Below are 7,050 nucleotides of genomic sequence, written 5' to 3'. Positions count from 1 at the left end.
GGGTATGCCCGGCGCCAATGAGACGCATGATCATGAATACGGCGTCTACCCAGCCGGCCCCGTGCGCCTACCTGCCAAGATGCTCCCGAACATGCATTTTTTATTTCATTACAATTCCATAGCCACGGGCAGGCAGGACGGATGGGAGCGGCGGACCGCTGGCCAAGCGGAAGCACGGGTCGTCGGACTCGTTCCTCGGCGGGACGCACGGGATGGGTGCGATTTGGCAGACTGGCAGGATGGCCCGCCCGCTCGTCGTCAAGGTCACCGCCGGGACGGATGCGCCGGAACGGTGTTCCCAGGCGTTCACGGTCGCGGCCGTCGCCGTCGCAGCCGGTACGGACGTCTCGCTCTGGCTTACCGGGGAGTCCGCCTGGTTCGCGCTGCCCGGCCGGGCGGAGGAGTTCAGCCTGCCGGAGGCGGCGCCGTTGCCCGATCTGCTCGCCGCCGTCCTCGCCGGGGGTCGCGTCACCCTGTGCACCCAGTGTGCGGCCCGGCGCTCCATCGGCCCGGACGACGTCCTGCCCGGCGTCCGCATCGCCGGTGCCGCCGCGTTCGTCGACGAGGTTCTCGCGGACGGCGTGCAGGCCCTCGTCTACTGAGGAGCGCCCGGCCTGGACGCAACGGCCTGGACGCAACGGCCTGGACGCAACGGGGACGCGTGAATCGCCGGGAAGCACCGCGTCCTCCTCGGGACCGGGTCTCATCCCGGCTTCGTGGCCGAGCCGGCGTCGGCGGCCAGCTTGGCCCGCCACGCCTTCTCCCGCTCGATGGCGGAGGCGAATCCCAGCGCTATCGCCGGGTCAAAGTTCTCGTCGGCGTAGGAGCCGACGCAGCCAAGGATGCGGTCGATCTCCTCCGCGGTGACCGCCAGCAGCGGGACCTGCCCGGTGAGGAAGATGTCACCGACCCGGTCGATGGAGAAGTGCACCCCGTAGGTCTTCGCGTTGCGGCCGAGCAGGAATCCGTAGGTGCCCGCCGCGTTCTCCGCCGGGGCGCGCATAAAAAACGCCTCGACGAGCAGGGTGTGGTCCTGCACGACGAGCCACGTCATCGTGCGCAGCTTGTGCTCGCCCTCCAGCGTGACGAGGAACGAGCCGGTGTCGACATGGTCGTAGGCGAGACCGAGATCCCTGAGCGTGTCATCGATCACCACGTCGAGCCGGTTGCGTTCCGCTGCGTCGATGGGCGCCGTCATGGCTGGGGCCTCCCCAGTAGCTGGTAGACGATGCTGGTTCCGGCGGAGATCCTCTCTCAGACGGCGACGGCGGTGGGGCTCAGCGCGTGCCGGTAGCTGCGCAGCACGCCATGGGCCGTGGCCGACCAGCCGAACCCACCGGCCCAGGCCACCGCTCCGGCGGAGAGCCGGGCCCGCCATCGTGGTTGGCGCAGCAGCCGGTCCAGCGCGTCGGCATAGACGGCGGGGGTCCGACCGGCGACGAGCAGCCCGGAGACACCGTCGGCGACCGCGGTGCGCAGGCCCCCGACCGCCGCGGCGACCACCGGGGTGCCGCAGGCCTGGGCCTCGAGCGCGACGAGGCCGAAGCTCTCGCTGTGACTGGGGACGACGACGGCGGTGGCCGCGCGGTACCAGTGGACGAGCTCCTGCTGCGGGGCCGGCGGTTGGAAGCGGACGCGATCGGAGATCCCGAGATACGCCGCGAGTTTGACCAGGGCGTCGGGTTGTTCCAGACCGGATCCGCTGGGGCCGCCGACCACGGCGACGGTGAGCCGCGAGCGGCGGGCGGGATCGCGCCGCAGTAGTTCCGCGGCGGCGTGCAGCAGCAGATCGGGCGCCTTGAGCGGTTGGATCCGACCGACGAACAACAGCAGGTCGTCGGCGGGATCCACGCCGACGCGGGCCCGGGACTGCGCCATGTCACCTGGCCGGAAGACCTCCAGGTCGACGCCGGGCGCGACGACGTCGACCCGGTCCGACGCCGCGTCGTACAGATCGATCAGGTGCCGGTACTCGTCCGGCGTGGAGGCGAGCAGTCGGGTGGCCCCCCCGATGACCTCCTGTTCGCCGAGTAGCCGGCCAAGCGGCTCCGGGCGGTCTCCGGCGGCCAGCGCGCCGTTCTTGATCTTCGCCAGCGTATGGGAGGTGTGCACGAGGGGGACACCCCATCGTTGTGCCACCGCGAGACCGACCTGGCCCGACAGCCAGTAGTGCGAGTGGATCACATCGAACCACCCTGGTTCGTGCCCGGCCTCGGCGCGCAGCAGAGCCGCGGTGAACGCACACAGCCAGGCGGGAAGATCCTCCCGGTGGATCTCCTCGAACGGGCCGGCGTCAACGTGGCGGACCGTCACACCCGGCAACAACTCGGCCGAGGTCGGCAGCTTGCTGCTCACCGCGCGGGTGAACACCTCGACCTCCACCCCCAGCGCCGCGAGCTGCCGAGACAGCTCGACGACGTAGACGTTGAGCCCCCCGGCATCGCCCGTTCCCGGCTGTTCCATCGGTGAGGTGTGCATGGACAGCATCGCGACCCGGCTGGGCCGCCCGCGCCGTTCGGACTCACCGCGGACCTGGGCGGCGCCGCTTCTGATCAGACGCATCGAGCACCTCCGCATCCGCACGCCACCGGCGCCTGCCCGATACGACCAACCCTGCTGTGGACGAACACGTCTCCAACCGTTCTACCCGGCCGGTTGTCGGGTCAACTGTTGGTCTCCCCCCTTCGGGCTACCGGCCGGTCTCTGGTCCGCCGGTCTGCCGGTCTGCCAGGGTGGATCCGTGACGAACTCCTCCCGTCGGGAGCCGCGGCTCGCGGCCGGACGGGCGCGTGCCCTCGGGATGCCCACCCGGGGTACCACCGCGCCGAACCGGTTGCGACGGATCGATCGCTGGACGCTCGACGCGGCCGCCGCGCTGCTGCGTGGGGCGGCGGATCCCCTGGTCGTCGATCTCGGCTTCGGCGCGTCTCCGGTGACCACGGTGGAGCTCTACGAGCGGCTGCGAACGGTGCGTCCGGGCGTGCGCGTCGTCGGCCTGGAGCTCGACCAGGACCGGGTCACCCGGGCCGCACCGGCCGCGAGACCTCCCGGGCTGCGGTTCACCCGCGGCGGGTTCGAGCTTCCGCCGCCAGGGGAGCGCCCGGTGCTGGTGCGTGCCCTGAACGTGCTACGGCAGTATCCCGAGGGGGCGGTCCCCGGCGCGTGGGCGACGATGCTGGCGCGGCTCGCCCCGGGCGGGATGCTCGTCGAGGGAACCTGCGACGAGACGGGTCGGCGCGCCTGCTGGTTCGGTCTTCCGGCCCCGGGAGCGGCGCCGGCCTGGCTGCCGTCCGGCGCGGGGGGCCCGGCCGGGCCCACGCTGACCCTCTCCGCGCATCTGGCGAGCCTCGCCCGTCCGTCCGAGCTCGCCGAGCGGCTCCCCAAGGCGCTCATCGAGCACAACGTGCCCGGCCATGATGTCCACCGGCTGTTCACGGCCTTCGACCGCGCCTGGGAGCGGGCCGCGCCGCGGGCCGTCTTCTCCCCACGCCAGCGGTGGATCGCAGCCGTGGCGGATCTGCGGGCCCAGGGCTGGCCGGTCCGCGGCGACCGGCGGCGCTGGCGGCTGGGTGAGCTGACCATCGACTGGCCCTCGGCGGGTGGTTCGGGCGTTCTGCCGGTGCGGTGCGGGACGCCCCGGCGGAGATCTGACGGGACGTCCCGGATCGTGGATCCGTCGGTCCCGCGGTCAGTCGGCGGGACGGCGGGTCACGGCGATCTTGTCGAGCACCGCGAGGTCGTCCGCGCGGGGCTGCCACTGACCGGCCACGGCATTGGCGCGCACCTGGACCGGGCTGGTCGCGCCGGCGATGACCGAGGCGACCCCGGGCTGGGCGGCCAGCCCGCCGATCGTGACGTCCAGCAGTGACCGGTCCTGCTCCCGCGCAAAGGTTTCCAGGGCGTCCAGCCGGTCGAAGACCTCGTCGGTCAGCTCGTCCTGCCTGCCTGCCTGCCAGCCGGGTGCCGGGTGCCGGCACCTCGTCGCGCTGGTACTTGCCGGTGAGCAGGCCGTTCGCCAGCGGGTAGTACGGGATGACGCCGATGCCGTACTTCTGGGCGGCCGGCACGAGCTCTGCCTCCACGCCCCGTTCCAGCAGGTTGTAGTGGTTCTGCGCGGAGATGAAGCGGGTCGTCCCGGATGCCCGGGCGGTCCACTCCGCGTCGGCGACCTGCCAGGCATCGAGGTTGCAGGCACCGATGTAACGGACCTTGCCCTCCTTGACGATCTCATCGAGGGCCTCGAGCGTCTCCTCGATCGGCGTGAAGGCGTCCAGGGTGTGCAGCTGGTAGAGGTCGATGTAGTCGGTCTGCAGCCGGCTCAGCGAACCCTCGACCGCCTTGCGGATGTACCGCCGGGACGCCCGCGCGCTGAAGTCCTGGCCGTACATGCCGCCCATGTCGTTGCCGAATTTTGTGGCGAGGACGACATCGTCGCGGCGGCCTCGCAGCACGTGCCCGAGAAGCGTCTCCGAGCCGCCCTTGTTCCCGTAGGTGTCGGCGGTGTCGAAGAACGTGATCCCGGCGTCGAGCGCCGCGTCGACGACCGCACGGGTGCCGGTGAGGTCGACGCGCGAGCCGAAATTGTTGCAGCCGAGGCCGACGACAGACACCAGTAGTCCGGAGGATCCCAGCGGGCGATAGCGCATAAGTTAATACAACACATCGGACCACGGGCCCCGGACAGCAGGCCCCGGACCCGTGGTCGACCGGAACAGGTCAATGACCGTCCGTTGGTGCTCCGGTGTGTCGATGTTCGCGGGCCGTTACTTCTCGGGGGCGGCCTCGGTCACGGCCCGGCCGACCGCCTCGGCAGCCTTGCGGCTCGAGGTGCGCGCGGCGCGGGTCTGGCTCACTGCCGTCCGGGTGCGCTGCACCGCCTCCTCCGTGGCCGGGCTGCGCCGGATGCTCGCCACCCGCTTCTCGCCCCGGGTGGCGAAGCTGTTGTAGAGGTAGGTGGCGCGTCCCTGCAGGTCGGAGATCTGGGAGGTGACGGTGGCCGGCAGCGCACGCACGGCCGTCCCGACCTGGGTCGGAACCCGCGCCGCCTGGGTAGGCAGCGCGCCGACCCGGTCGGAGATCTTCCGAACCTCGGTGCTTGTGGTCGTCGGCAGGGCGAGCAGCTTCGCCACAGCGAGATCCGCCGCTCCCACCGACGCGTAGAGCGGCTTGCGCACCTTCGCCAGCGGAACCCTGACTTCGGCCCTCGCCTCGGCCGTGTCCTCCTGGGCCTGCGCGCTGACGCGGGCGGTGGGACGGCTGGCGGGGCGGTTCGTCGTGCGCGTGGTGGCCATGATGTCTCCCTCGGTTCGAAGATTCGTTGCTTTCGTGTAGAGATTTCCTGTTAGCGCCTCGTCGCCGACGGGTGATAAGGTCGGGTAAATGATGTGAGGGTCAGGGTGGTGATAGGCCGTACAGGAACGGAGTACTGCTTTCCTTTTCGTCGCGGTCTCCGCCGGTCGATCTAGGTCTGATCGACCGGGTTGTCGGTGGTCGGCTGCGGAGCCGGTGCTGCCGGTGTGGGTAGGGACGCGGGGGGAGCGCCGGTGATCGGACCGCTCTCGGTCCTCGTCGGCGCCGCCGGTTCGCCTCCCGTGGCCTTCGATCGCCTGGTGCGGCCCGGGGCGCTCCCCGGTGACGGCTTACCCGTACCGTCCGACGAGGCCGACCGCGCCGCGGTGGTGGTGCCCCGGGATGTCGCCGACGCCTGTCGGGCGGATCTTCGTTTCGTCGTCGGCTCCGCGAAGGTCGCTCCCACGGTGGCGGCCGAACCCCGTGCGGACACCGAATCACCGATGGCGGCCGGACCCGCGGTCGGGGTGGCGGGCTCGCCGGGGACGAACCCGCGCGGCCCGGCCTCGGCGTCGCCGTCCGGGTGGTCGCGGCCGGCCCGCGCCGCGATGGAGTTCTCCCGGCAGAACGCCTCGTAGATGTCGAGCACGACCTGCTTCTGTCGTTCGGACAGGGATTCGTCCGCGAGCACGGCAGCCATGACGTTCTCTTCGCCCTGCCGTTCCTCCAGAATTCCGGCCTGCACGTAGAGCACTTCGGCGGAGATGCGGAGCGCCTTCGCGATCTGCTGAAGAATCTCCGCGGACGGCCGCCGGAGGCCTCGCTCGATCTGACTGAGGTAAGGGTTGCTCACCCCGGCCTGCTTGGCGAGTTGACGAAGGGAGATCTGTGCGCTGTGCCGCTGATCGCGGATGAAATCGCCGAGATCGCGCACATTCAGGGCCGCCACCGGGTCGAACGCCTCCTTCGCCGGAGGGCGAGGCGGGTTGCCGCGCCCATGGCGGGCGCCCCGCCATCCGTGAACCTCGGCATACGGCTGGACCCCGCGGCCGAGGAGTCCGCGGACTCCGAGGACTCCGCGGACGACCGCCCGCCGAGAGCCCGCCGTCCGTGGACGCTGCGATTCAGGGGAGGCCATGCTGCCTCGGCAAGCTCCGGTCGGCACGGAAACGAGTGCGCCGCCACAACACATCACCAACGCAGTCGACGATACGTCGGGCTGCTAACTCTGGCAAGCGGTCAGTTAGCGCTCTTTGGACGTGTCCGCCCCGAGGTGCACCACCTGGTACTCCGCGGACCTTCGCCCCTTCGACCACGGCGGATGCCGCAGTTCCCCGTTTTCGGGTCCATACGAAGCGCCCGCGCCTGCCGGCGCGGCTCAGTCGTTGTGGGACTGTCCCTCGGCTTGGGCCAGCCAGGCCCGCTGGGCGGCGAGGGCGGACTCGGTGTCGGCGATCTCCTTGGTGCGTCCGGCGGCCTGGGCCCGGGCCAGCTTCGCCTCCAACTTCGTGACGGATTCCCGCAGCTTCGTCACGAATGGTGATGAAGCGAGGGAGCGCTGGGCCCAGCGGGCGTCGGAGGCCTCGCGCAGCTTGTCGCCGATGGCCGCCATCTGCCGCTCCAGGGAGCCCGCGGCCTCCCGGGGGACCCGTCCGATCTCGTCCCAGCGGTCCTGGATCTCCCGGAGACGACGCAGCGAGCGGTCGGTATCGGCCGGATCCAACGCCGTCGCCTCGGCCAGCAGTTTCTCCTTCTGAGGTG

The 7,050-nt window shown here is 71.0% G+C and carries 6 protein-coding genes and 2 pseudogenes; 2 read left to right on the top strand and 6 right to left on the bottom strand.

Going from position 1 to position 7,050, the window contains the following annotated elements; all coding sequences use genetic code 11:
* The first annotated feature begins 239 nt into the window (after nucleotides 1–239).
* Entirely contained in the window at nucleotides 240–602 is a 363-nt protein-coding gene (locus AC08OX_RS13030) for a DsrE family protein (RefSeq protein ID WP_035729484.1), read from the top strand.
* A 101-nt stretch (nucleotides 603–703) separates the two neighbouring features.
* On the opposite strand, the gene AC08OX_RS13025 is transcribed toward AC08OX_RS13030, so the two are convergent.
* Together AC08OX_RS13025 and mshA are read right to left on the bottom strand one after the other, a co-directional pair.
* On the bottom strand, nucleotides 704–1,198 hold the full coding sequence (locus AC08OX_RS13025) for a type III secretion system chaperone family protein (RefSeq protein ID WP_476608066.1): 495 nt from the start codon (nucleotides 1,196–1,198) through the stop codon (nucleotides 704–706).
* Nucleotides 1,199–1,254: 56 nt separating this feature from the next.
* Nucleotides 1,255–2,562 carry a D-inositol-3-phosphate glycosyltransferase gene (gene mshA / locus AC08OX_RS13020; RefSeq protein ID WP_476608065.1) on the bottom strand — a complete coding sequence of 436 codons (1,308 nt, stop codon included), beginning with the start codon at nucleotides 2,560–2,562 and terminating at the stop codon, nucleotides 1,255–1,257.
* A gap of 238 nt (nucleotides 2,563–2,800) precedes the next feature.
* Between mshA and AC08OX_RS13015 the strand changes: the two are divergent.
* Nucleotides 2,801–3,592, top strand: a pseudogene (locus tag AC08OX_RS13015) (class I SAM-dependent methyltransferase); the annotation flags it as partial.
* A 96-nt stretch (nucleotides 3,593–3,688) separates the two neighbouring features.
* Here the strand turns inward: AC08OX_RS13015 and AC08OX_RS13010 are convergent.
* The 4 genes and pseudogenes from AC08OX_RS13010 to AC08OX_RS12995 form a co-directional block, all read right to left on the bottom strand.
* Nucleotides 3,689–4,646: pseudogene (locus AC08OX_RS13010) on the bottom strand (aldo/keto reductase).
* A gap of 117 nt (nucleotides 4,647–4,763) precedes the next feature.
* Nucleotides 4,764–5,291, bottom strand: coding sequence for a hypothetical protein (locus tag AC08OX_RS13005; protein WP_476608064.1), 528 nt, complete (start codon nucleotides 5,289–5,291; stop codon nucleotides 4,764–4,766).
* Nucleotides 5,292–5,461: 170 nt separating this feature from the next.
* Nucleotides 5,462–6,238, bottom strand: coding sequence for a helix-turn-helix domain-containing protein (locus AC08OX_RS13000; protein WP_476608063.1), 777 nt, complete (start codon nucleotides 6,236–6,238; stop codon nucleotides 5,462–5,464).
* Between the two features lie 429 nt (nucleotides 6,239–6,667).
* Nucleotides 6,668–7,050: DUF349 domain-containing protein (locus AC08OX_RS12995; protein WP_476608062.1), on the bottom strand; the 383-nt coding region annotated here is incomplete at its 5' end.

The organism is Frankia sp. CoBUL1, assembly GCF_978021245.1.
The sequence above is the reverse complement of the archived record's forward strand: the minus strand, read 5'-3'. Positions and strand labels throughout refer to the sequence as shown.